The 24,229-nt window shown below is 69.9% G+C and carries 24 protein-coding genes and 1 other annotated feature; of the genes, 12 read left to right on the top strand and 12 right to left on the bottom strand.

The window, feature by feature from the left end:
- Positions 1–28: 28 nt before the first annotated feature.
- A protein-coding gene (locus G528_RS0113895; RefSeq protein ID WP_156890457.1) for an IS3 family transposase occupies positions 29–1,251 on the bottom strand; the annotation gives its coding sequence in 2 pieces (ribosomal slippage) (positions 29–972 and positions 972–1,251; 1,224 coding nt in all).
- Positions 849–982: a sequence feature (AL1L pseudoknot), on the bottom strand. (Overlaps the previous gene by 134 nt.)
- A 296-nt stretch (positions 1,252–1,547) precedes the next feature.
- On the opposite strand from G528_RS0113895, the gene G528_RS0113885 reads away from it, so the two are divergent.
- Positions 1,548–1,988, top strand: a complete 441-nt coding sequence (locus G528_RS0113885; RefSeq protein WP_245569785.1) for an ImmA/IrrE family metallo-endopeptidase — start codon at positions 1,548–1,550, stop codon at positions 1,986–1,988.
- Here the strand turns inward: G528_RS0113885 and G528_RS0113880 are convergent, their stop codons facing one another.
- Entirely contained in the window at positions 1,989–3,401 is a 1,413-nt protein-coding gene (locus tag G528_RS0113880) for a recombinase family protein (protein WP_026919493.1), read from the bottom strand.
- A gap of 9 nt (positions 3,402–3,410) precedes the next feature.
- The gene (locus G528_RS0113875) at positions 3,411–3,617 is read right to left on the bottom strand and encodes a hypothetical protein (protein WP_026919492.1); all 207 of its coding nucleotides are present in this window, start codon (positions 3,615–3,617) and stop codon (positions 3,411–3,413) included.
- A 154-nt stretch (positions 3,618–3,771) separates the two neighbouring features.
- Here G528_RS0113875 and eccD point away from each other — a divergent pair, with 154 nt between their 5' ends.
- Together eccD and mycP are read left to right on the top strand one after the other, a co-directional pair.
- Positions 3,772–5,277, top strand: coding sequence for a type VII secretion integral membrane protein EccD (gene eccD, locus G528_RS0113870; RefSeq protein ID WP_026919491.1), 1,506 nt, complete (start codon positions 3,772–3,774; stop codon positions 5,275–5,277).
- Positions 5,274–6,668 carry a type VII secretion-associated serine protease mycosin gene (mycP, locus tag G528_RS17645; RefSeq protein ID WP_051198851.1) on the top strand — a complete coding sequence of 465 codons (1,395 nt, stop codon included), beginning with the start codon at positions 5,274–5,276 and terminating at the stop codon, positions 6,666–6,668. Before eccD ends, mycP begins: the two co-directional genes overlap by 4 nt.
- Before the next feature lie 6 nt (positions 6,669–6,674).
- On the opposite strand, the gene G528_RS0113860 is transcribed toward mycP, so the two are convergent.
- Positions 6,675–7,628 (bottom strand): 4-hydroxy-3-methylbut-2-enyl diphosphate reductase, encoded by a 954-nt coding sequence (locus G528_RS0113860; protein WP_026919490.1) that lies wholly within the window; start codon positions 7,626–7,628, stop codon positions 6,675–6,677.
- A gap of 34 nt (positions 7,629–7,662) precedes the next feature.
- Between G528_RS0113860 and G528_RS0113855 the strand changes: the two genes are divergently transcribed.
- Genes G528_RS0113855 through G528_RS0113845 form a run of 3 tightly spaced genes read left to right on the top strand, consistent with a single transcriptional unit; the run spans position 7,663 to position 10,046 of the window.
- Positions 7,663–8,433 (top strand): lipid droplet-associated protein, encoded by a 771-nt coding sequence (locus G528_RS0113855; protein WP_026919489.1) that lies wholly within the window; start codon positions 7,663–7,665, stop codon positions 8,431–8,433.
- Positions 8,434–8,463: 30 nt separating this feature from the next.
- Positions 8,464–9,756, top strand: a complete 1,293-nt coding sequence (gene xseA / locus G528_RS17640) for an exodeoxyribonuclease VII large subunit (protein WP_051198850.1) — start codon at positions 8,464–8,466, stop codon at positions 9,754–9,756.
- Positions 9,753–10,046, top strand: a complete 294-nt coding sequence (locus tag G528_RS0113845; protein WP_035720147.1) for an exodeoxyribonuclease VII small subunit — start codon at positions 9,753–9,755, stop codon at positions 10,044–10,046. Before xseA ends, G528_RS0113845 begins: the two co-directional genes overlap by 4 nt.
- Positions 10,047–10,063: 17 nt before the next feature.
- On the opposite strand, the gene G528_RS17635 is transcribed toward G528_RS0113845, so the two are convergent.
- On the bottom strand, positions 10,064–10,666 hold the full coding sequence (locus tag G528_RS17635) for a DUF4245 domain-containing protein (protein ID WP_035720144.1): 603 nt from the start codon (positions 10,664–10,666) through the stop codon (positions 10,064–10,066).
- 108 nt (positions 10,667–10,774) lie between these two features.
- Between G528_RS17635 and glpX the strand changes: the two genes are divergently transcribed.
- Positions 10,775–11,761, top strand: a complete 987-nt coding sequence (gene glpX, locus G528_RS0113835; protein WP_026919487.1) for a class II fructose-bisphosphatase — start codon at positions 10,775–10,777, stop codon at positions 11,759–11,761.
- Positions 11,762–11,825: 64 nt separating this feature from the next.
- Here the strand turns inward: glpX and G528_RS0113830 are convergent, their stop codons facing one another.
- Together G528_RS0113830 and G528_RS0113825 are read right to left on the bottom strand one after the other, a co-directional pair.
- Positions 11,826–12,512, bottom strand: coding sequence for an ABC transporter ATP-binding protein (locus tag G528_RS0113830; protein ID WP_026919486.1), 687 nt, complete (start codon positions 12,510–12,512; stop codon positions 11,826–11,828).
- 72 nt (positions 12,513–12,584) lie between these two features.
- Complete coding sequence (locus tag G528_RS0113825; protein WP_026919485.1) at positions 12,585–13,580, bottom strand: FtsX-like permease family protein; 996 nt, start codon at positions 13,578–13,580, stop codon at positions 12,585–12,587.
- Between the two features lie 158 nt (positions 13,581–13,738).
- Here G528_RS0113825 and G528_RS17630 point away from each other — a divergent pair, with 158 nt between their 5' ends.
- The 3 genes from G528_RS17630 (at position 13,739) to G528_RS0113810 (ending at position 16,329) form a co-directional block, all read left to right on the top strand.
- Positions 13,739–14,920, top strand: a complete 1,182-nt coding sequence (locus G528_RS17630) for a sensor histidine kinase (RefSeq protein ID WP_035720142.1) — start codon at positions 13,739–13,741, stop codon at positions 14,918–14,920.
- Positions 14,917–15,549, top strand: a complete 633-nt coding sequence (locus G528_RS0113815; protein ID WP_026919484.1) for a response regulator — start codon at positions 14,917–14,919, stop codon at positions 15,547–15,549. The genes G528_RS17630 and G528_RS0113815 overlap by 4 nt, the downstream gene beginning before the upstream one ends.
- A 102-nt stretch (positions 15,550–15,651) precedes the next feature.
- On the top strand, positions 15,652–16,329 hold the full coding sequence (locus G528_RS0113810) for a PIG-L deacetylase family protein (RefSeq protein ID WP_026919483.1): 678 nt from the start codon (positions 15,652–15,654) through the stop codon (positions 16,327–16,329).
- Positions 16,330–16,432: 103 nt separating this feature from the next.
- On the opposite strand, the gene G528_RS0113805 is transcribed toward G528_RS0113810, so the two are convergent.
- On the bottom strand, positions 16,433–17,284 hold the full coding sequence (locus G528_RS0113805; RefSeq protein ID WP_035720140.1) for a L,D-transpeptidase family protein: 852 nt from the start codon (positions 17,282–17,284) through the stop codon (positions 16,433–16,435).
- 145 nt (positions 17,285–17,429) lie between these two features.
- Between G528_RS0113805 and G528_RS0113800 the strand changes: the two genes are divergently transcribed.
- Entirely contained in the window at positions 17,430–18,029 is a 600-nt protein-coding gene (locus G528_RS0113800; protein WP_026919481.1) for a class I SAM-dependent methyltransferase, read from the top strand.
- A 119-nt stretch (positions 18,030–18,148) separates the two neighbouring features.
- On the opposite strand, the gene phoH2 is transcribed toward G528_RS0113800, so the two are convergent.
- From phoH2 to G528_RS0113780, 4 genes are all read right to left on the bottom strand, one after another.
- Positions 18,149–19,456, bottom strand: a complete 1,308-nt coding sequence (gene phoH2 / locus G528_RS0113795) for an RNA 5'-3' helicase PhoH2 (protein WP_026919480.1) — start codon at positions 19,454–19,456, stop codon at positions 18,149–18,151.
- A gap of 308 nt (positions 19,457–19,764) precedes the next feature.
- Positions 19,765–20,628 (bottom strand): acyl-ACP desaturase, encoded by an 864-nt coding sequence (locus G528_RS0113790; protein WP_026919479.1) that lies wholly within the window; start codon positions 20,626–20,628, stop codon positions 19,765–19,767.
- Positions 20,629–20,701: 73 nt separating this feature from the next.
- On the bottom strand, positions 20,702–21,994 hold the full coding sequence (gene glyA, locus G528_RS0113785; protein WP_026919478.1) for a serine hydroxymethyltransferase: 1,293 nt from the start codon (positions 21,992–21,994) through the stop codon (positions 20,702–20,704).
- Between the two features lie 10 nt (positions 21,995–22,004).
- Positions 22,005–23,234: a hypothetical protein gene (locus G528_RS0113780; protein WP_026919477.1), complete on the bottom strand. Its 1,230-nt coding sequence runs from the start codon at positions 23,232–23,234 to the stop codon at positions 22,005–22,007.
- 53 nt (positions 23,235–23,287) lie between these two features.
- Between G528_RS0113780 and coaA the strand changes: the two genes are divergently transcribed.
- A complete protein-coding gene (coaA, locus tag G528_RS0113775; RefSeq protein WP_026919476.1) occupies positions 23,288–24,229 on the top strand; it encodes a type I pantothenate kinase in 942 nt (313 codons plus the stop codon).

Here is a 24,229-nt window from a genome sequence, read left to right as displayed (position 1 = left end):
CTGAAGCGCCCTGGGTTTCGTTCCGTGGTTACACGGCCGCGGGCGCGGTCGTCGTGGTGTGAGTGTAGGACGCTTCGACGTTCGCCGGGGTGCGGTAGCCGAGAGCTTCGTGGAGCCGGGACGTGTTCCACCAGTGGACCCAGCCCATCGTGGCGAACTCAACCTCGCTGACGGACTCCCAGATCCGCTTGGAGTAGATCAACTCCGCCTTGTATAGGCCGTTCACTGTCTCGGCCAGCGCGTTATCGTAGCTATCGCCGACGGTACCCACTGAAGCCGTAATTCCCGCGGCGAGGAGAGCGTCCGAATAGGCGAGCGAGACGTATTGACTACCTCTGTCGGAATGGTGGATCAATCCGCTTTCGTTCCTGCTCACCCCGGTGGACTGGAGTGCATGCTCCAGTGCGAGCAATGGCAGAGGCTCCGTGTGGAGCGTGGGCGCGACCGCCCAGCCGACAATTCTGCGACTGAAGACATCGGTAATGAATGCGACGTAGCAGAACCCGGAGAGCATCCGGACGTAAGTGATGTCGGCGACCCAAAGCTGCTGCGGTCGATCCGCGACGAACCGCCGTTCAACGAGGTCCGGGCGCTGGTCATCTCCGTCTGCGGAGCAGGTGGTGACAGGCTTTCGACCTCGGCGAACGCCCTGCAGGCCGGCGATCTTCATCAGCCTCGCGACCTGGTCGCGGCCGACGTCCCATCCTGCGTGGCGCATAGCGTGCCACATCTTCCGGACCCCGTAGACGCTGTAGTTCGCCTGATGAAGCCGTTGCACCTCCTCCACCAGCATCTCGTCCCGAACGCTGCGAGCGGAGGCCGGCCTGTTCTTGGCCGCACGGTATCCGCGGGAGGTGATGAACCCACATTCTGTCGTACTGAGGATGCGGCAGATGGCCTCGACCCCGAACTTCTCGCGATGCATGTCGACGAACGCGATCATTTCGTCGTGGGGCGGTCGAGTTCCGCTGCGAAAAACGCTGAGGCGGCCTTCAGGATCTCGTTCGCACGCCGCGCCTCGGCGAGCTCCCGGCGGAGACGGCGATTCTCCTCCTCGAGCGACTCTCCTGGTCCGACCGGCTCGGTGGCGCCGTAGCGATTGCACCAGATCCGCAGCGTCTCTGTCCCGACACCGAGCTGCGGCGCGACGGCACGGATCGATGCTGCGCGAGGTCCGCCCTCGCGGGCTTGGCGGTCGTAGACCATGCGCACGGCACGGTCACGCAGTTCTGGACTGAACTTCTTGGGCATGTTCTGATTCTCCTTGCTGAGACTCGGAACGAAACCCAGGGCGCTTCAACGCCGACACTGGGATTTGCATCGGTGGCGCCACCCTCGACCTAACAATCACGGTGGAGGACACCGACGATGTGCGGGCCGTGAATCGCGGCATGACGGCAGCACGAACAATCGTGCATGCCGCAGGTGGAGCGACACCAGACTGGGACAACTTCACCGTCCAGCGCGAACTATCCGCCTGCTAATCACACGCGTGTAGTTCCTGGTCACGGCGTTTTCTGTCAGAGCCCCATGCTCGTATGTCCGGTATGAACTCCTGGCATCCGTGGCGTCTGGCTCGCGACCTACACCCCGACCTGGACATCGACTGCACCCGCCGACTCTCCCCCGGCCACATGGGACTGATCGGCCGACGCACCATCTGGCTGCACCGCGGCCTATCCCAAGCCGAACGTCGGTGCACGCTGACGCACGAGCTCGTGCACATCGAGCGCCGCGGCCGCGAGCATCATGACCCTGACGTCGAAGAGCAGATCGTCGAGTTGGAGTCAGCCCGCCGGCTGGTCACGTTGGAGCAACTGGTCGACGCCTTCCTGTGGCTCCGGCACCCGTGCTTGCACGATCTCGCTGATCACCTGTGGGTCGACCAGCAGACCGCGTGGATGCGCATGGAGCACCTCGACCCGCTCGAGGTCGCGGCAGTCGAGGCCGCGTGCGACGGCGACTGGTCGTGGCAGCCACCGGCATGACTACCGCCACGTGATGGTGATGCCCTCACCGTCCGGGTAGGTCTTGCGGCCGCGGCCCACCGACGACAGGGTGATCGACGCAGTCAACGCTCGCACCAACTCGCGCCGGTCCAGCATCGGCAGACTGTCCCACCGCCGTCGTGCGCCCGCCCCACGCATCGACTCCACCAGCGGCGACACCCGACTCCGCGCACGCTGCTCAGCAGCCTCGATCTGCGGGAGGAGTTTCGCTTCGATCCGAGCCAACGCCGACGGCGACACCTCCCCTTCCGCGGCAGCATCAGTGAACCCATCCAGGCGGCGGCGCAATGCCGCGGCCTCATCCGCCGCCGCCCGATACTCGACATCGCTCGCGCACAGGTCATCGACGAGATCCTGGCCTTCGAGCCTCCGGATGATCGCCTCAGTGACGTACGGGTCGACGCGCTCGATGACACGACCGGTGCAGTGCCGCAATCCCGTTTCGGCATACCGGTGGCCGGCGCACGCGTAGATCGGTTTCCCGCGGGTCTTGTTGCGGACGCACGGGCTGCCGCAGTGCGCGCAGGCCAGGATCCCGGATAGGAGCCAGGCGGGGCCGTCGCCGGTCTTCGGGCGAGTCGTGCGCGAAGGGTCGGAGACGAGGGATTTTGCGCGCTCGTGGTCGTCGACCGAGATTATCGGCTCCCAGGTGCCGGGGCCGACGACCTGCCCGTGGTGGACCCGCAGCCCCGCGTAGGCGGGGTTGTTCGCGATGCGGCGGACCGTGGTCGCGTCCCACGCGTTGGTGTCGCTGCTGCGGGGTCGCGGGATTCCGCGGTCGGTGAAGTCTCGGCAGATCCGGTAGATGCTGTCTCCGGCGAGGATTCGGCGGATGATCTCTTGGACGCGCGGTGCTTGCTCGGGGTCGGGCGCGCGGCCAGTCGACTGGCCGGTGTCGGGGTCGCGAGCCACGCGGTAGCCGTACGGCGGCTTCCCGTGCGGTCGACCGGCAGCAGCGCGGGCCCGGACGGCACGCAGAACGCGTTCGCGTGTTTGCTCGACTTCCTTCTCGGCAAGGAGTGCGTCTAAGCCGGTGGTGAAGCGGTCGTCTCCGCGGGTGAGGTCGTGGGTGCGGCCGCTGTAGGACCAGAGGACGCCGCGGTCGGCGCATAGGTCGCGGAGGGTGAGGTAGGCCGATAGGTCACGTTGGGCGCGGGAGGCTTCCCAGGTGACGAGCACATCGCCCGGTCGGAGGGTGGCTTCCAGTCGTGCGTACGCGGTTCGTTCACCGCGTGAGTAGCGGGAGGCGCCGAGATCGTTGTCGACGAGGACTTCGGCGACGTCCCAGCCTTCGCGTGTGCAGACGTCGCGGCATTCCGCTTCCTGCTCGGTAACGGACTTGCCGCGCTTGGCTGGGTCGGAGGACACTCGGCAGTATATGATCGCTCGCATACCGCGAGATTATAGTGGCTCTCCGACATTCGCCCCGACGACGGCGACGACCATCACCACCGGCAGCAGCCGGACCAGCATGTTCGGTGGGACCGCACGCGAGAGCTCCGGCGGCGCCGTCAACTCGACCTCACCGTCGGGCGGAGCGGTCGTCACGAGCCGAGGTCGCCGCGTGAAGGCGACGACGGGTGCGCCGCCGAATACCGAACCGTCCATCTGAGCCCCCCAGCCCCCGTTCGCGCGGCGGTCCGACGCGGTGTTTCGGCAAACACCGGCCGCGACGCGGGGAATCGTGGTTTCCTCGAACGCATCCATCGCCGCACACGCGATGGATGGGTTGTATCAGGAACCTGGGGGGAAGGTGTGCGATATGACTGCATTCATCGAACCGGAGATCGTCCGGACCTCGATTCTGGGTGGCGACACGCAGTTGGACGCCGGGCTTCCGCTCGGCGTTCCGATCGCGGCCCTGATGCCGGACCTGCTTGTGGCACTGCGTATTCCGGATAGCTTCGGCGCCACGGACCGCGTCGCGACACCGCCGTGGACGTTGGCCCGGATCGACGGCACCCGACTGCGTCCGTCCGACACCCTCGCCGACGCGGGGGTGGTCCACGGTGAGCTTCTGCTGGTGCGTCCCGATCACCCGGTCGCCCGCCGGACGGTCGTCGACGACGTGGCCGACGGGGTCGCGTCGGCGTTGCGCCGCACGCGGCCCGCGTGGTCGCCGTCGGCGGCGGTCCGCACCGGCTGCGCGGTGTTCCTCGCCGCGGCGGTGACGGCGTTCGTCCTGGCGGGGTGGGCGACGGACCGCGGCGATGCGGCCGCGGTCGGTGCGATCACCGCCGCCGCCACGGCACTGTTGATGACCGTCGCGGCGCTGGGGCGCCGGTTCGCCGCCACCACCGAGGTCATCGCCACCCAGGTCATCGCCACCGAGGTCATCGCCACCGTGTCGCTGGCCGCCACCTCGTTCGCGGCGTCGACGGCGTGGGCTGTCACATCGGACGGTCCCGCCGACGCCCGGACCGCCGTGGCGGCGACCGCCGCCCTCGTCGTCGCCGTGATCGGTCATCGCCTCACCGGTGTCGCCACGGCCGCCCACGTCGCCGTCGCCACCGCATGTGCGCTGCTCGCCGTCGGCGCCGCCGCGTCGACGATCGTCTCGCTCGCCCCCGAACGGATCGCAGCCTGTCTCGCCGCGGTCGCGGTCGCCACCGTGCTGCTCGCACCGCGCCTCGCCGTCGCGGCGGCGCGGCTGCCGTTGCCGGCCGTCCCGACCGCCGCACCGCCGCCTCCCGATGAGCTCGACGATCCGGTCCCCGGCGTCGACGCCCTGGCGCTGCGAGACCCGGCGGCGGCGCGCACCGACGACGATCCGATGGAGGCCATCGCCGGTCTCGTCTTCGACGACGACCTCACCCGGCGGGCCGGCGCCGCGTCGTCGATCCTCACCGGCCTGCTGGCCGGAGGGGTGGCGATCGTCGCCGCCGCGACCGTCGCGGTCGCCGCGACCGCGGGGCCGTCGACGGTCGCGGCGGTGTACTGCGCGGCGATCATCGTCTCGGTACTGGCCCGCGGCCGGACCCACGTCGATCGCCGCCAGTCCGCCGTCCTCGTCGGAGGCGCCGCGATGACGGCGGTCGCCACTCTGGCCGCGTGGACCGTCGGCGGCGGGGTGTCGCCGTTCACCGCCTTCGTCGCGGTCCTCGGATTCGGGACCGTCGCGCTGCTCATCGGCGTGATCGCACCGGGCGGCGAGTATTCACCGCTGCAGGTTCGAGCCGCCGAGGTGGCCGAGTACGGGGTGCTGGTCGCCGTGCTCCCGCTGCTGGTGTGGGTGCTCGACCTGTACCGGACGGTCCGCGGAGCATGACCGGTCGGTCGCGGCCGGTGCTCGCCGTCGCGGTGCTGCTCGCGTGCACGCCGGGAGCCGTATCGGCGCCGGCGGGTGCCGCGCCGCCACCCGCGAGTCCGGGTGCCACCCGGGTGGCCCGCCCGGTCTCCGCCGAGCCCATCGCCGCACCCGACGACGTTCGACGCAGTGCCGACTGCGCCGTCACGCTGCCGTCGTCGGTCACCGACGAGCCGTCCGGCCACCGGTTGCTCGGCATCGCCGACGCCCACCGGTTCAGTCGCGGCGCCGGCGTGACCGTCGCCGTCATCGATACCGGCGTCACCCCGCATCCGCGTCTGCCGCGCGTGCGCGGGGGCGGTGACTACGTCGGCGACGGCGACGGCCGGGGTGACTGCGATGCGCACGGCACGCTCGTGGCCGGGATCATCGCCGGCCGCGCGTCACCGGGCGATGCCTTCGTCGGGGTCGCCCCCGATGCGGCCATCCTGGCGATTCGTCAGTCCAGTGGCGCCTACGCCCGCACGGACGGTGACCGCCGGCGGCCTACGCCGACGGTCGGTGCCGGATACGGTCCGGTCGACACCCTCGCGCGCGCCGTGGTGCGGGCCGTCGATCTCGGCGCCGGCGTCGTCAACATCTCCGAGGTCGCCTGTGCCGCCGCGGGCACGCGTCTCGACGACACCCGGCTGCGGTCGGCGTTGCAGTACGCCCGCACCCGGGATGCCGTCGTGGTCGTCGCCGCCGGAAACCTCACGCCCGGCGGTGCGTCGGGGCCCTGCGGCGACCAGAATCCCGGCGCAGCGGCCTCACCGCAGGACGCTCTGCAGCGTCTGCGCACCGTGGTGACACCCGCCCGGCTCGCGCCGCTGGTCCTCACCGTCGGGGCCGTGTCGGCCGCGGACGGATCGCCCGCCGATTTCAGTCTCCGCGGACCGTGGGTCGGCGTGGCCGCTCCGGGCACCGACGTCGTGGCCCCGGACGGCACCGGGCGGCTCACCGGTTCGCTGCGGACACCCGACGGGCCGATGCCGTTGGCCGGGGCGGGGTACGCCGCACCGTATGTCGCCGGACTCGCGGCGCTCGTCCGGTCCCGATTCCCGGACCTGCGCGCCGACCAGGTCGTCGACCGCATCGTCCGGACCGCGCACGGCGGAGGTCGGGACGCCGCCGTCGGCGCCGGCGTCATCGACCCGACAGCGGCCCTGACCGCCGACCTGTCCGACTCCGCCGACCGCACCGCCGCGGGCACGCCGATCCCCCTCGTTCAAGCGCCCGACGATCCCGCATCGGGAACCGGCATCGCCATCGGCGCCGTCGTGCTCGGTGCCGCCGTGCTCGGCGCCGCAGGGATCGTCGCCGCCCGCAGCCGACGCACCGCCGTCACGGAGCCGGCGCAGCGGACTCGATAGTCGTCGTCAGCGCGGGGTGCGCGCGGGACGGACCTCACGCGGCAGGGAGAACGTGAGCGTCTCCTGCGCGGTCGTCACGGTCTCGACGTCCTCGTAGCCGTGCTCGGCGAGCAGGTCGAGCACGCCGCGCACCAGCACCTCCGGCACCGACGCACCCGAGGTGACGCCGACGGTCGAGACGCCGTCGAACCACGAGACGTCGATGTCGCGCGCATAGTCGACGAGAAACGACGACTTCGCGCCGTTCTGCAGTGCCACCTCGACCAGCCGCAACGAGTTCGACGAGTTCTGCGAACCGACGACGATCACCAGATCGCACTTCGGCGCCATCGCCTTGACCGCCACCTGACGGTTCTGGGTCGCGTAGCAGATGTCGTCCGACGGCGGATCGTTCAGCTCAGGGAAGCGCTCGCGGAGCCGTTTGACGGTCTCCATCGTCTCGTCGACCGACAGCGTGGTCTGGGAGAGCCAAATCACCCGTGATTCGTCTCTCACCACGACGTTGTCGACCGCATCGGGGCCGTCGACGATCTGAATGTGCTCGGGAGCCTCCCCCGAGGTGCCCTCGACCTCCTCGTGCCCCTCATGCCCGATGAGCACGATGTCGTAGTCGTCGCGGGCGAAACGCTTGGCCTCGTGATGGACCTTGGTCACCAGCGGGCACGTCGCGTCGATGGTCCGCAGTTGCCGCTCCTCCGCAGTGCGATGCACCTCCGGGGAGACGCCGTGCGCCGAGAACACGACGATCGCACCCTCCGGGACCTCGTCGGTCTCGTCGACGAAGATCACACCGCGCTCGGTGAGGGTGTCGACCACGTGACGGTTGTGCACGATCTCCTTGCGGACGTACACGGGCGCACCGTGCTTCTCCAGTGTCTTTTCGACCGTTTCCACGGCCCGGTCGACGCCTGCACAATATCCACGGGGCGACGCGAGTAGGACGCGCTTGTTGTCAGCCATGACCTCCAGGGTACGGCTGTGAGACAGTAATGCCATGAGTCGTCCTCCGTACACAGCCCGATTGGTCGCCGGTTTGGTCGCGACCACCCTCGAGGAGACCCGGAAACTGCCGACCCGGGTCATCACCTTCCCCATGAGCGCGGTCAGCCGGGGACTGCAGGCGGGCATGCGCCTGCAGCAGAACGTCGCCGAGCTCGCGATCAAGGGAGACGAGTTCCTCGCGCCGTACTGCGACACCGCCGAGGAGCAGCCCGAGTGGGCGCACTTCGACGAAGACGACGAGGCTCCCGAGCCGCTGCTGCCGGACGCGCCCGCGCGTGTCGAGGCCGCACGCGACGACGCCGGTGACAGCAGCACCGTCGCACCGAGCACCGTCGCGCCGAAGGCGCAGACCAACGGTTCCGCCCCGAGCAAGCCCGCACCCAAGAAACCCGCAGCGACGAAGCCCGCAGCGAAGAAGGCCGCTGCGAAGAAGCCGGCGGCCACGGCCGCCGAGGCCGAACCGCCCGCGGCGAACGCCGGCCGCTTCGCCCTCTACAGCTCGACGCCCGTCGGTGTCGCCGACGCGTCCCCGGCGTCCCGCGCCGCTGACGTGGCCGACGAGGACGTCCCCGACGTCGTCGCCGTCATCGACTACCAGAACCTGACGCTCGCTCAGCTGCGCGCGAAGGTCCGCGGCCTGAGCGTCGAGGAGCTCACCGAGATCCGCGACTTCGAGAAGGCCGGCCGCAACCGGACCCCGTTCGTCACGATGATCGACAACCGCATCGTCAGCCAGCAGAAGAAGTCCGAATCGGCGCGGTGACCCCACTCCGACAGCCCGTGAGCACCGACCGTGAGCTCTAGTCAGGCCAGTTCGCCGGAGAGCCCCTGGCCGGTCCGGACCCTGAGCTTCAAGATCGCCGACTGGATCCACCGGCTCGGCCAGGTGTGGGTGGAGGGGCAACTCACCCAGATCAACATGCGGCGGGGGACTCGGACGGCGTTCCTCACCCTGCGCGATCCCTCCGCGGACATCTCCATCTCGCTGACCTGCGACCCCGGTCTCCTGCAGCGCAGCCCGGTCCCCCTGCAGGACGGTGCGCGCGTGGTGGTGTGCGGTCGGCCCAACTTCTACACCGGTCGCGGCACCCTCTCGCTGCGGATCACCGACATCCGACCGGTCGGCATCGGCGAGCTCCTCGCCCGAATCGAACGGGTCAAAGCCCTGCTGGCCGCCGAGGGACTCTTCGATCCGCGCCGCAAACGGCCCCTCCCGTTCCTCCCGCACACCATCGGCCTCATCAGCGGCCGCGCGAGCGCAGCCCAGCGCGACGTCCTCGCCGTCGCCGAGAGTCGCTGGCCCGCGGTGGCGTTCGACGTCCGCGACGCCCCGGTCCAGGGCCCGAGCGCCGTCCCCGCGATCCTCGACCACCTGGCGGCGCTCGACCGCGAGCCCCACGTACAGGTCATCATCATCGCCCGCGGCGGCGGCAGCGTCGAAGACCTCCTGCCCTTCTCCGACGAGACGCTGCTGCGCGCCGTCGCGGACTGCCGGACACCCGTGGTCAGCGCCATCGGCCACGAACCGGACACGCCGCTGCTCGACCTGGTCGCCGACCTGCGCGCCGCCACCCCCACCGATGCCGCCAAGCAGGTGGTCCCGGACGTGGTCGCCGAACTGGAGGCGATCACCGCGCTCCGCCGACGCAGCGCACAGGCGTTGCGCGGGTGGGTGCACCGCGAACAGCACGTCGTCGACGGCCTGCGCCGCCGCCCCGTACTGGCGAACCCGCTGCGGATGATCGACGACCGTCAGACGCACGTCGACGCCGCCGTCCGCGACATCCGCCGCAGCCTCACCCACACGCTCACCGTCGAGGAGCATCGGCTCCAGCGCCTCGCCGCCCAGCTCGGGTCGCTCGGTCCGGCGCAGACACTGGCGCGCGGGTACTCGGTGGTGCAGCGCATCGACACCGACCATCGCCGCGCCGCCGCGACCGTCGACGATCTTCCGCCCGGAGCGCGCGTGCGCATCCGCGTCACCGACGGGTCGGTGACGGCCGTCGTCGGCGATCGGGAGTCTGCGCCCGACGGCTCCGACCGGCGGCATTCCGACCCCCAGACCACCGAAGAGGACGACCAGTGAGCGACACACCAGAAACCGACAGCGCCGATCACGAGGTGACGGTGCCCGTCGCCGAACTCGGCTACGAGCAGGCGCGCGACGAGCTGGCGGACGTCGTATCGAGTCTGGAACGCGGCGGTCTGGGCCTCGACGAGTCGCTGGCGCTCTGGGAGCGCGGCGAAGCGCTCGCCGCCCGGTGCACCGAGCACCTCGAGGGGGCCCGCGACCGCATCGAGGCCGCGCTCAACACCGACGACGACACCGACGACGACACCGACGACGACACCGACGACGGCACCGACGACGAGTGACGGTCAGGCAGTGACCGTCAGGGAGTGGGCGACGGCGCCGGACCGTCCGCAGGCTTCGGACGCTCCGCACTGATCGGCGACGCCTCGGTGACCGCCGTGGCGAGCGTCGTCAGCAGGTCCGCGCCACCGCGCGTCTTGACCGCCACCCGAGCGTCACCCATATCGGCGATCCAGACCTTGTCGTCCTCCCCGCGGTACTTCACCCACCGCAGTCCGCGGATCGTCTCGACGCCCTCACCGGCCGCCTCACTGCCGGCCAGCTTCATCACCAGCTGTTCCTCGGTAGCATCGGTCTGGGTGAGCTGCACATAGGCACCGCTGTCGGCGATCCAACCGACATTGCTCGACACCGTGCTGCCCACCTCCTGGGTGGACCCCGAGTTCGGCTTCCACGACGTCGGAACCGCCGGGTGACGCACGGCGAACGGCATCGACGCGGCGTCCGCCTTGAGCCCGTCGCGCACATCGAACGACGGGATGCTCTCCTGCGCCGCCTTGTCGCCGAACCCCCACGAGCAGCTGCCCGCGATCCCCGCGATCACCAGAGCGATCAGCACCAACGGGAGCAGCGACCAGATGAGATCCCTGCTGTCCTGGAGAATCCGGGGTTTATCGGCCATGGCATCCAGTATCGCAGTTGTGCGGCGCCCCCAGCCAATCGCCGCCGCCGGTCATGGAAGAATCGAGACCAAGACCTCAACAGGTTTCGCAACGAAGGTGGAGTCCACATGACGAAGCAAGCCCCCGACCGCAACTTGGCCATGGAACTGGTCCGCGTCACCGAAGCCGCCGCGCTCGCCGCCGGCCGCTGGGTCGGTCGTGGAGACAAGAACTCCGGAGACGGAGCCGCTGTGGACGCGATGCGCGAACTCCTCTCCACGGTGTCGATGCGCGGCACCGTCGTCATCGGCGAGGGCGAGAAGGACGAGGCCCCGATGCTGTACAACGGCGAGGTCGTCGGGAACGGCGAGGGCCCCGAGGTCGACGTCGCCGTCGACCCCATCGACGGCACCACCCTGATGGCCGAGGGGCGCCCCAACTCCATCGCGGTCATCGCCGTGTCGGAACGCGGAACCATGTACGACCCGTCGGCCGTGTTCTACATGAACAAGATCGCCGTCGGTCCCGCCGCCAAGGGCGCCATCGACATCAACCAGTCGGTGGAGTGGAACATCAACTCGGTCGCCGCCGCCAAGGGCATCGACGTCGCCGACCTCACCGTCGTGGTCCTCGACCGTCCCCGGCACTCCGATCTGATCGCCGAGATCCGCGCCGCGGGCGCCAAGATCCGCCTCATCTCCGACGGCGACGTGGCGGGCACCGTCGCCGCAGCCGGCGACTACAGCACCATCGACATGCTGATGGGCATCGGCGGCACCCCCGAGGGCATCATCAGCGCGGTCGCCATGAAGTGCATGGGCGGCGAGATCCAGGGCAAACTGTGGCCGCGCGACGACGCCGAACGCCAGAAGGCCGTCGACGCCGGACACGACCTCGACATGGTCCTCACCAACGACATCCTCGTCAGCGGCGAGAACTCCTTCTTCTGCGCCACCGGAGTCACCAACGGCGACATGCTCCGCGGCGTCACCTACCGCCCCAACGGCGCCACCACGCGGTCGCTGGTCATGCGGTCGAAGTCGGGCACCATCCGCACCATCGAAGCCGTGCACCAGACGTCCAAGCTGCGCGAATACGCGCGCCTCGACATCTAGGACGACACCGCTCGACAGACAGCTCAGGGCTCCGGAGTCATCGACTCCGGAGCCCTGCTTCGCGTCAGGCCACCGCCGGTGCGCCCACCAGCGCACCGTCGCGCATGTGCAGGGTCTCATCGACGTCGCCGAGCGTGCCGAGATCGTGGCTCACCAGCAGCGAGGCGACGTCGCGCTCACGGGTGAGCCGCATCAGCAGGTCGATGATCTCCGCGCCGCGCTCGGAGTCGAGCGCCGAGGTCGGCTCATCGATCAGAAGCACCTCGGGTTCGGTGACGAGCGCCCGCGCGATGTTGACGCGCTGCCGCATGCCGCCCGACAGCTGACCGGGCATCCGGCCCGCGGCGTCGGCCAGGCCGACGGCGTGGAGGATCTCCAACGCCCGCCGCCGCTGAGCCGAAGGCCGTCCGCCGGACACGTGCACCGCCAGCAGAACCTGCTCCAGCGCAGTGAGCCCCGGGACCAGATTGTCGTGCTGGAAGACGAAGCCGATGCGCTCCCGACGCACGGCGGCCCGCTCCTCCGACGACAGGTCGTCGACGCGGACGCCGCCGACCTCGACGCCGCCCGAATCGGGACGGATCAGGGTGCCCGCGACGGCGAGGACACTCGACTTCCCGCACCCCGACGGGCCGGTCAGCGCCACCGTGCGTCCGCGGTCGGCGCGCAGGCTCACGCGGTCGACCGCGCGCACCACGGCACCGTCGCCGTCGGGATAGGTGAGGGTGATGTCGTTGAGGATGAGACTCATCGTCGGTTCTCCTTCTCGGGGCCCGTCAGGGGCGCGTTCGTGGGGGATCGGATTCAGGTGCCGTCTGGCCGGTCATCGGTTGAGAGCGCGCAACGGATCGACCCGCAGCAGCGGCAGCAGGGCGAGGGCCGCACCGCCGAGCCCGAGGACCGCCATGGCGCCCAGCACCGTCCCGGTCATCACCGGCTCGATGGCGATCGGGACCGCGTCGCCGATCAACGAGACACCGCCCAGACCGATGCCGCCGCCCACCGCCAGGCCGGCGACCAGGATCAGGGCGGCCTGCGACAGACCGTCGCGCAGCAGATACCAGCGGCCGGCGCCCATCGCGCGGACCACCGCCAGCGACGGGACGCGCTGCCCGGTCCACACCGCGAAGAACGCGCCGACCACCACGGCCGAGATCACCATGAGAAGCCCCTGGATCAGCAGCAGCGACATGTGCTCGGACCGGTACCCGGGCACGAGGTCGAGGACCGCCGAGGTCTCCACCATCACGCTGCCCGCCGGCGCGTCGACCGCCGCATCGACGATCACGGCGTTCACCTGGTCGCGCCCGGAGACCTCCTGCCACGTCGCGAGCGGCAACTCGACCACCGGCTGGTGCGCGTAGTGCCCGACGTCGGACACCGCGTCGATCTCGACCGACCGGTCGCCGATCTGGAGCGAGTCACCCGCACCGATGCCGAGCGTCTCGGCGACCTCGCGTTCCAGCGCCACCTCGTGGACGTCGCTGCGGCCGAACGCCGACACCGTGGTGCTGCGCTCCCCCGCCCCGGCGCGGAGTGTCGCGATACCGAGTTCGCGAGCACCGGAGTCGCGGGCGGTCACATCGGCGACCGTCGCCGCCGGCACCGAGCTGTCCGACAGCAGAGCGGGCGAACCGTCGTCCTCCTGCACCACCACACCGGCACCCGGCAGATCCTGCACCGCCGAGATCGACTGCTGACCGAGCCCCTCGGTCAAGGCCGACAGCCCGACGACCATGAACGCCACCAACGCGACCACCGCGCCGATGCCGGCGAAACGTCCCTTCGCCGAACGGATCTCACGCAGACCCAAATACACCGCAACCTCCTGGAATCGATCTGCTTCCAGCCTCTCGGGAATCGACGTCGACGGCATCGCGCACGATCTGCAGATCCGCGTGCATCCGATGGCGCGGCGGCATCCATCGAAAGTTGTAGACGCGCCGATCGGCCGCCCCGTGTGGTGATACTGGACCTGTGACCACCGACCACCGCACCGACAGCTACGCCGAATGGGGCGGACACATCCTGTTCCTGGCGTTGGCCGCGATCGGCGTGCGCCAAGCCGTCGTCGGCCAGGCACCGATCGCGTTCGGCGGCACCGCGACCGCCGTCGCCGGCGCCCTCGCCGTCGTCGCCTGGTACATCGTCGGCGCGGTTGCGATGGCCCGCCGCCGTTCGGTCCCCGCGGGGTGGGTGCTGACGCTCACCGCCGGATGGATCGCCCTGGTGCTCCTGTCCCCGGGGTTCGTCTGGCTCGCGTTCGTCCTGGCCATGCTGTGCTGGCGTTTCCTCCGCGTCCCAGCCTCGGTCGTCGCGGAACTCGTCATCGCCGCGGTGTCGGTGTCCGCGACGCTGCTGCACACCCCCGACGTCGGTCTCGGTGGAGTCATCGGACCGGTCATCGGAATCGCGACGGCCGCCGCGATCACCGGCATCTACGGGCGCGTCTCGGCGATGGTCGACGAACGCGACGAGCTCATCGTCGACCTGCTGGACACCCGCGAACGGCTCGCCCAACAGGAACGACAGGCCGGGATCCTCGCCGAACGCGAACGCCTCGGCGGCGAGATCCACGACGGCACCGGACAGAGCCTCGCGAGCATCGTCCTGCTGCTGCGAGCGGCCCTGAACCACCAGACGGCCGAACCGCAGCGCGACATCCAGGTCAGCACCGCATTGGAGACAGCGCAGACCGCCCTCACCGAGTCCCGCCGGTTCCTGCGCGGACTGCACGGCCCCGACCTCGAGCCCGACGGCCTGTCCGACGCGCTGGCCACCGCCGCCGCCCGGGCCACCGTGTCCGGAATGTCGACCACGTTCTCGACGCACGGGTCGCCGATCGCGCTGCCCTCGGCCACCCGCCACGCCCTGCTGCGTGTGGCGCAGGAGGCCCTCGCCAACAGCGCCAGACACGCCGACGCCGACCGCGTCGCGATCACCCTCACCCACCTGCCCGGGGAAGTCCACCTCGACGTGGCCGACGACGGGCGCGGATTCGACACCGCGGCCCCCGCGGTCTCACCGGACGGCTCCGGGATGGGACTGCACACCATGCGCCGCCGGGTCGTCGAATGCGGGGGTACCGTGTCGATCGAGTCGCAGCCCGGCGACGGCACCACCGTGCACGCCCGCGTCCCGATCGGAGAGCCGACATGATCCGCATCATGCTCGTCGACGACCATCCCGTGGTCCGCGCCGGGCTGCGAGCGGTCCTCGGCACCGTCGACGACCTCGACGTCGTCGCCGAAGCCTCGAGCGCCGCGGACGCCATCGCGACGGCCGAGACCACCGCACTCGACGTGGTGCTCATGGACCTGCGCCTGAACGGCACCGAACCCGGTGACGCCGACGGCATCCACGCCACCGCGGCGATCCGAGCGCTCGCGGACCCGCCGCGCGTCCTCATCCTGACCACCTACGAGTCCGATGCCGACATCGTTCGCGCCATCAACGCCGGGGCCACCGGCTACCTCCTGAAAGACGCCGCCCCCGAGACCCTCGTCGGCGCCATCCGCTCGGCCGACGACGGAGAGACCGTCCTCGGTCCGGCCGTCGCCGCACGGCTGATGACCCGCGTCACCGACACCCGGCCCGCGCTCACCGCCCGTGAACTGGAGATCGTCGAACACCTCGACCTCGGCCTCAGCAACCGGGAGATCGCCAAACGGCTGTTCATCTCCGAGGCGACCGTGAAGTCGCACCTCGTCCACATCTTCGACAAACTCGACGTCGGCAGCCGCAGCAAGGTCGTCGCGACAGCACGAGCGCGGGGTCTGATCGGCTGACGTGCACGGTCCCGCCGACCTCCCGGCCGGTCGCGGCTCGCGCGCGTACGCGGCTCGCGCGTACGGACCTCACTGATACGCGGCGCGCGTACGGTGGCAGCCATGAGCCTTGAGACATTCCCCACCGACTGGTCCACCGCCCTCGTCCTCGTCGCCCACCCCGACGACCCCGAGTACGGGATGGCCGCCGCCGTCGCGCGGTGGACGGCCGAGGGCAAACACGTCGTCTACGGTCTGGCCTCGAGCGGAGAGGCCGGCATCGAGGGCATGGCACCGGCCGAGGCCGGGCCGCTGCGGGAGAACGAGCAGCGGCGGTCGGCGGCCGTCGTCGGCGTCGACGACGTGGAGTTCTGGGGCTTCCCCGACAGCGAGATCCACAACACGCCCGACCTGCGGGCCGCCATCACCGAGGCGATCGAGCGCATCGCGCCGCAGGTGGTGCTGTGCACCTACGGCGGCCCCGAGTGGGCGCCCGGAATGCCCAACCAGCGTGACCACATGGAGTTCGCGGCAGCGGTCGTCGACGCCTACGACGCGCTGACCGATCCGCCGGCCTGGCTGTTCGTCAACGGTCCGCAACGCACCCACGCCGTCGACGTCGACGGCTACGTCGAGGCCGCCGTCAACTCGCTGGCCTGCCACGACGTGTACCTCAAGGTTCTCGACCCGACCACGCCGGTGGAGCAGCAGGCGCGCAACCAGGTCGACATGTTCACCGCGCCGATCGACGGCTTCGACTCCCCGCACGCCACCGGTTTCGAGCTCGTCCGGAGCCGCTGACCCCACGGCACCGACCGACCCAGCACGCAAACGACACCGGGCCCGTCCGCGTTGATCGCGGACGGGCCCGGGTTCACCGATGTGGCTTGACCCCGTGTGCCGGTCAGGGCGTCGACGGCACCGATTCGAGCACGTCGGGGATGAGGGTGGTCAGGTTGCCGAGCATCCCGCCGAGCAGGTCGGCGCCGGGCAGTGACGGACCGGGGGCCTCCTTCGGGGCGTCGACGTTCACGCCGACGGTGATCTTCGGCGACTTCGCCGGATCGAGCCACTTGAGGACCTCGACCATCTTCTCCCGCTCGATCGCGATGCAGCCCATCGTGGGCTCGCCGTTGCTCACGTGCAGGAAGATGGCCGACGCATCACCCGGGGTGTTCGTCGGATTGTGGTTGATGTTGACCGCGTAGTCGTACATCGGACCGGTGTTGTAGAGGTTCTCACTGTCGCCGCCGGGGCTCGTCGCCGACTTGACGTGCGTGTTGTAGGTCGGCGACTTCTCGTTGGAGTCCCACCAGTCCTCGGGCGTGGTGGTGAAGTACGGCATCTTGGTGCCCGGGTTCTCCTGGCGTCCGAAGGCCTGGTCGAGCGGGAAGGTGCCCTCCGGGGTGCGGTAGACGTTGTCCTGCGCCTTGCCCATGCCCTTTTCGCCGAGGAACGCCTTCGTCGGTCCGATGACGGGCTTCCAGGCGCCCGCGTCGTCCTTCTCGAACGCCGTGAGGGTGGCCGTCTGCGACGTCGCGACGGGCGCCGTCACGACGATCATCTGCGACGTCTCGGCGTCCGGTTTCTTCGGCTCGTCCGGGTTCGTGAGCCCTTTGAGCAGGTTCTCGATCAGCGTCGAGATCGGGTCGGAGCCGCTCGGCGCGGAGGGTGCCTGCGGGGCGGCCGACACCGTTCCCGCACCCACCGCGAGGGCGGCCAGGGCTGCGGTGACTGCAAACCCCAATTGCAACATTCGCCTCATCAGTAACTTCAGCACCACCTCAGTGTGCCAGTCGTCCCCTGCGTCTGGCCACCGGCCGAGACCATCGTCACCCTTCTGCAACTGTTCTGTGAACGGTCGAACACCCGCTTCGGCCTCGATGGATACGGTGGTGCCCATGACGTCTGCACCCCGGTGGTTGACCGACACCGAACCCGGTCACAGCCAGTGGTACATCAGCCGATTCCGCGACATGGCGGCCGACGGCGCCGATCTCGTCGGCGAAGCCCGCCTCATCGACGCGATGGTCGGACGCGAGGCACGGATCCTCGACGCCGGCTGCGGCCCCGGCCGCGTCGGCGGACACCTGCACCGGGCCGGCCATCGGGTCACCGGCGTCGACGTCGACCCCGAACTCGTCGACGCCGCCCGCACCGATCACCCGGGACCCGACTGGCGGGTCGCCGACCTCGCCGATCTCGATCTCGTCGACGACGACGGTGCGCGCAGCCTCTTCGACGCCATCGTCTGCGCCGGCAACGTGATGGCCTTCGTCGCCCCGGACTCCGAAGCCGTCGTCCTGCGCCGGCTCGCCGAGCATCTGGCGTCCGACGGCGTCCTGGCCGTCGGCTTCCACGTCGCCAAACTGCCGATCGAGCAGTTCGACGCGGCCGTCGCACAGACCGACCTGGTCCTCGACCTGCGGTTGGCGACCTGGGACGTCCGGCCCTGGCGGCCCGACGCCGACTTCGCCGTCTCCCTCCTCCGCCACCCCTGACACGCTCGCGCGTCACACCCCGTCCTCCCGCGTCACACAGACACACGCGCGGCCGTTTGAACGGCCGCGCGTGTGCTTTTCTGACGCGGGAGGACGGGTGACGCGGGAGGGCCGCGTGGTTACAGTGCCGCGCCCGGGGCGAACTCCTCGAGCATCTCGGTGACGAGGGCCGCGATCGGCGAACGCTCACTGCGCGTCAACGTGATGTGCGCGAACAACGGGTGCCCCTTGAGCTTCTCGATCACCGCGGCGACGCCGTCGTGCCGCCCCACCCGCAGATTGTCACGCTGCGCGACATCGTGGGTGAGGACCACTCGCGATCCGGCGCCCAGCCGCGACAGCACCGTCAGCAGGACGTTCCGCTCCAGCGACTGCGCCTCGTCGACGATGACGAACGAGTCGTGCAACGACCGCCCGCGGATGTGCGTGAGGGGCAGCACCTCCAGCATCCCCCGCGACAGCACCTCGTCGATCACCTCCGTCGACACCAATCCCTCCAGCGTGTCGAACACCGCCTGCGCCCACGGCCCCATCTTCTCGGACTCACTGCCCGGCAGATAGCCGAGCTGCTGGCCGCCGACCGCGTACAGGGGCCGGAAGACGACCACCTTCCGCTGCGTCCGACGCTCGAGAACGGCCTCCAGGCCGGCGCACAGTGCGAGCGCCGACTTGCCCGTGCCCGCCTTTCCGCCGAGCGAGACGATGCCGACCGAGTCGTCGAGGAGCAGGTCGAGCGCGACCCGCTGCTCGGCCGATCGTCCACGCAGCCCGAACGCCTCCCGATCACCGCGCACCAGCTGCACCTGCTTGGTGTCGGTGACCCGTCCCAGCGCACTCTGGCCGTTGCCGAGCATCCGGATGCCGGTGTGGCACGGAAGGTCGCGCGCGTCGTCGACGTCGACGACGCCGTCGGCGAACAGCGCGTCGATCTCCATGTCGGCCACGTCGAGTTCGTCCATCCCCGTCCACCCCGACACCACCACGTCCTGGGCGTGGTACTCGTCGGCCGTGAGCCCGACGGCTCCGGCCTTCACCCGCAGCGGAGTGTCCTTGGACACGAGCGTCACGTCCCGCCCCTCGGCGCGCAGGTTCAACGCGCACGCCAGGATCCGGGAGTCGTTGCTCTCGTTGCGGAATCCCGCCGGGAGGACCGCGGGGTCGGTGTGGTTGAGCTCCACCTGCACGGTGCCGCCCTCGTCCCCGATGGGGATGGGGACGTCGAGACGCTCGTGCGTGACCCGGAGGTCGTCGAGCAGGCGCAGGGCCTCCCTGGCGAACCAGCCGAGTTCACTGTGGTGGCGTTTGCCCTCGAGTTCACCGATCACGACCAGCGGCAGCACCACGTGGTGCTCGGCGAACCGAGTCACCGCCCACGGGTCGGACAGCAGGACAGAGGTATCGAGGACGTAGGTACGGCGAGCGGTCACGTCGGACTCCTAGTCCGTGCGGCCCCGCACGGAACCTGTCTGTGAGTCAGCCGGTCGGATCGCGCGTCGTCCGGTCACACCTGACGGTGTGGGCCGGGTTCGGCGAGAGCCGGGGCCGGCCCTCCCATGAACGGGGTCTCTCCGACGCCGTAGTCCATGAATCGAACCTCCCGCAACGAACCGCTTCCCCACGGCCCGTCACGTTCAACGTACGCCGCGTCACATCACGGCCCGCCCAACGACGGGCTGCGTGTCGGTGAAGACTGAGTTACCGAGATGCCGGGATGTCGGGGTTGCCGGGACAGGTGTCAGCGGCCGGCGCGCGCCAGGATCCGCGACCGCGCCGCCTCGGCGTCGGCGCTGAGCTCCTGCAGGCTGTCGAGCTTGAGTTCGTCGACGAGTCGCGCTGCGACCGCGGCGTTGGTGGACTCGTTCTCGAAGTCGGCGATCAGTGCACGCTGCTCGTCGAAGTCGGCGATGTCCGATCCGATCGGCTCCATCGCCTCCAGCGCACGGTCGACGGCGGCGACGGTCGCCTCCTGGTCGGCGACCAGGCCGGCCGACAGGAACGCCTCGAACGTCGCGGCCTGCACGGAGTCGTCGGCGCGGATCTTGTCGAGGATCGTCGTGAGCACGTCGTCGTCGGCGCGGTCCCGGAGCCGCGAGACGAAGCCGACGCACTGGTTCTCGTGGACCGCGAGCAATGCCAGAGCATCCATCGGGGTGAGTTCCAGCGCGTCCGGGTTCTGCCGCCAGCCCGCGACGACGTGGATGCGGCGACGGTTCTCCGCGTCCACCGGGTCGCTCGCCCGCGTCACGACGAGGTAGTCGCGCAGCACGATCGAATGCCGGTTGTCCTCGGCCGTCCACACGCCGACGAGGTTCCGCCAGTCGGAGAAGGGCGGGAAGTGCATGCCGAGGATGCGGTGGTACGACGGCAGGTTGTCCTTGGTGAGCAGCAACGCGACCAGGCCCGCCGCCGCGGTCGGGTCGAGCGTGGAGTCGGACGGGTCGTAGTCCTCACCGCCCAGGAACGCGAAGTTCCGGCCCAGGTCCCACGGCACCCAGTCGCCCGGGTTCCACGCGGTCGCCTCCTGCTGGTGCTCCTCGGCGATCTCCGGGAGAGCCTTCTCCAACGCGTTGATCAAGTCCTCATTGCTCAGTGCAGCCACGCATCCACCCTAAACGACGAGCGACCCCGGCGGGTAACCGCCGGGGTCGCTGACGTGACGTGGTTCGCGGGGTCTACCTGCCGCTCATCAGGCCCCAGTCCTCCAGACCGTCGTACAGCGGGAAGTCGAGGGCCAGCGCGCTGACGCGTGCGCGGAGCGCGGCCAGATCGGCCGACTTTCCGGCGGCCAGCGCGGTGGCGATGATGTCGGCGACCTCGCGGAACTCGGTGTCGCCGAACCCGCGGGTCGCCAGGGCGGGGGTGCCGATCCGCAGACCCGAGGTGACCATCGGCGGCCGCGGATCGAAGGGCACGGCATTGCGGTTCACCGTGATCCCGACCTCGTGGAGCAGGTCCTCGGCCTGCTGTCCGTCGAGCTCCGAGTCACGCAGGTCGACGAGCACCAGGTGCACATCGGTGCCGCCGGTGAGGACCGAGACGCCGGCCTTCGCGACGTCCTGCCCGGTGAGCCGCTCGGCGAGGATCGACGCGCCCGACAGGGTGCGACGCTGCCGCTCGGCGAACTCCTCCGAGCCGGCGATCTTCAGCGCGACGGCCTTCGCGGCGACGGCGTGCATGAGCGGGCCGCCCTGCTGGCCGGGGAACACCGCCGAGTTGAGCTTCTTGGCCCACTCCTTCTTCGCCAGGATGAGACCCGACCGGGGGCCGCCGAGAGTCTTGTGGACGGTGGTGGAGACGACGTCGGCGTGCGGCACCGGGCTCGGGTGCAGACCGGCGGCGACGAGTCCCGCGAAGTGCGCCATGTCGACCCACAGGTGCGCGCCCACCTCGTCGGCGATCTCCCGGAACGCCGCGAAGTCGAGCGTTCGCGGGTAGGCGGACCAGCCGGCGACGATCACCTTCGGTTTGGTGTCGAGGGCGATCTTGCGCACCTCGTCCATGTCGACGCGGAAGTCCTCCTTGCTGACCCCGTAGAAGGCGTTCTCGTAGAGCTTGCCCGAGAAGTTGAGCCGCATCCCGTGGGTGAGATGACCACCGTGAGCCAGGTCGAGGCCGAGGAGGGTCTCCCCCGGTTCCATGAGGGCCTGCAGGACGGCGGCGTTGGCCTGCGCACCCGCGTGCGGCTGGACGTTGGCGAACTCCGCGCCGAACAATTCCTTGGCGCGGTCGCGCGCGATGTCCTCGACGACGTCGACGTGCTCGCAGCCGCCGTAGTACCGGCGACCCGGGTAGCCCTCGGCGTACTTGTTGGTGAGCACGCTGCCCTGCGCCTGCAGCACGGCCCGCGGGACGAAGTTCTCCGAGGCGATCATCTCGAGGGTGTCGCGCTGCCGGGTCAACTCGCCGTTCATTGCGGCGGCCACGTCGGGGTCGAGGTCGGCAAGGGACTGGGAAAACTGGCTCATGCCGTTCAGTCTAAGGTGCGCACTCCGCCCGCAGGAGTGCCGGGGTGAGCGGTTCGTCGAGCAGTCGACCGAAGCGGGTCAGCCGCGACGATGCGGCGGCCGCCGCACCGTCGAGCCACGTCCCGAGCAGCGCGTATCCCTCCACATAGGTGGAGATGTACGCCCGCCACAGGGGTGAGGTGAGAAAGCGCAGCATCTGCCGGGCCCGTTCGGGCGGCACCAGCAGCCACCGCTGGAGGAATGCCGCGACCTCGTCAGCGTCGGCCCCGCGGTCGTGCAGTGCCAGGGCGGCGTCCTGCCGCACGCGGAGCAGCCCGGCCGTCGCGGCCGACACCGCCCGCGCGCGCTCCGCGTCGAACCGCAGTCCGAAGTCGGCGTAGATCTCCGCGGCCCACTCCTGCCAGCCGTCGCCCTTGGCCGCGGCGAGTGCGTGATCGGCGAGGCCTTCGGCCATGAGGCACTGCGGCGTGTTGACCAGGAAGATCGAGTGCTCGTCGAGGCCCGCGCCGACGAGCCGCTGCTCCTTGCGGCAATGCTCGGTGTGGTGACCGGGGTAGGCCTCGTGCGCGATGAGCCCCGGCAGCGACGAACGGTACTGCGGCAGATCGGTGTTGACCGCGACGCGCGAACGATAGTCGCCCAGGTAGTAGTTGAACCCCGACCACGGCCGGTCGCCGACCACCTCGAAGTCGACGAGTTCCCCGTCGGGCAGTGGAAATTCGCGGCGGACGGTCTCGCGCAACGAGCCGGCGAACTCCGAGATCAGCGGGGAGACGAGGGCGGCGGGGATCTCGTCGGCGCGACGGTAGGCGAGGTACGCCTCGCGCAGCGTCTCACCGGTCGCGCCCGGGACGCCGAGGGCGACGGCGAGGTCCGCGTGCGCGCGGCGGTACTCCTCCTCGTCGCCGGGTGCGATGCGGACGTCGAAGTAGGCGTCGACCTCGTCGACGAAGCCGATCTCGTGGCCGGCGAACCGACGGGCCGAGCACTCCAGGGCCCGCAGATGTGCGCGGAGGAAGGCCGACCGGTCGTCGTCGGGGTCGGACGGCAGGTCGCGGCGGAGACTGCGCGCCCGTGCCGCCAACTCGGTCGGCTCGGGGGCCGGGAGGTTCTCCGACTCGGCCCGGAGGGCCGGATCGCCGGTGTACGCGTCGACGAATCCCTCCTCGATCCGGTCGAACGCGAGGCCGAGCCGGAGGTACTCGGTCACCGCTTCGTCAGTCACGCCACCGGAGGTCATGTGAGCCACGCTACCGGCGAACTCCGATCCCGGTCCCTGTAGCCTTACCGTCCATGGCGCGTCTACCCCACGACCGCGATCCCGGCCTGTACCTGGAACTCGACCGCAAGCAGTGGCGGGAACTGCGGCAGAAGATGCCGATGGTGCTGAACGAGTCGGAGCTCGATCAGCTCGTCGGCCTGGGCGAGCAGATCGATCTCAACGAGGTCGCCGAGGTGTATCTGCCGCTCTCGCGTCTCATCCACCTGCAGGTGGAGGCGCGGCAGCGGCTGTTCGCCGCGACGTCGACGTTCCTCGGCGAACGCCAGCGGAATCGGCAGGTCCCGTTCGTCATCGGCATCGCCGGATCGGTGGCCGTCGGCAAGTCGACGACCGCCCGCGTCCTGGCGACGCTGCTGTCGCGGTGGGAGTCGCATCCGAAGGTCGACCTGGTGACCACCGACGGCTTCCTCCTGCCGACCGCGGAACTCGAACGGCGCGGGATCATGCACCGCAAGGGTTTTCCCGAGTCGTACGACCGTCGCGCGCTGCTCAGGTTCGTCACCGAGGTGAAGTCGGGGACCCCGGAGGTCACCGCGCCGGTGTACTCCCACGTCAGCTACGACATCGTGCCGGGTGTGGTGCATTCGGTGCGCCAGCCCGACATCCTCATCGTCGAGGGTCTGAACGTCCTGCAGACCGGTCCGACGCTCACGGTGTCGGACCTGTTCGACTTCTCGGTGTACGTCGACGCCAAGACCTCCGACATCGAGAGGTGGTACATCTCGCGGTTCCTGCAGATGCGGACCGGTTCGTTCGCCGACCCGGAGTCGCACTTCCACTACTATTCGTCGCTCACCGACGCGCAGGCGACGATCGCCGCCGGCGACATCTGGACGTCGATCAACCGGCCGAACCTCATCGAGAACATCCTGCCGACGCGACCGCGGGCCACCCTGGTGCTCCGCAAGGACGGCGACCACTCGATCAACCGGGTGCGGTTGCGGAAACTGTAG

Origin of the sequence: Gordonia shandongensis DSM 45094, assembly GCF_000423025.1 — a bacterium.
Classification (GTDB): Bacteria; Actinomycetota; Actinomycetes; order Mycobacteriales; family Mycobacteriaceae; genus Gordonia; species Gordonia shandongensis.
Note: the sequence above shows the minus strand (reverse complement) of the source record. Positions and strands in the feature narration are given on the sequence as shown.